We start from the raw sequence: 212 nt of genomic DNA on the forward strand, positions 1-212 counted from the left end.
TCTCGGTCAGGATCGACTTGCACAGATGCTTGGCCGTCCAGGTGCTTTTGACCTGCACCGTCACGGCGCGGAACTTGTTCGTCGCAAACAGCGCGGCCGTGGTCTTACCAAAGCCCGACGGGCCATAGAACGTGGCCATGCCCGGCAGGCTGTGCGCGCGGGTGCGCGCCCTCTCGATCAGGGTCGCGAGGGCCGCGACGTTGCGCAGTGGC

1 pseudogene is annotated in these 212 nt (G+C 66.5%); it reads right to left on the bottom strand.

Features of this window, described 5'->3' with window-relative positions:
- Positions 1-212: pseudogene (locus PMES_RS16520) on the bottom strand (AAA family ATPase); the annotation flags it as partial.

The sequence above is a fragment of the Profundibacterium mesophilum KAUST100406-0324 genome (assembly GCF_009835145.1).
Classification (GTDB): Bacteria; Pseudomonadota; Alphaproteobacteria; order Rhodobacterales; family Rhodobacteraceae; genus Profundibacterium; species Profundibacterium mesophilum.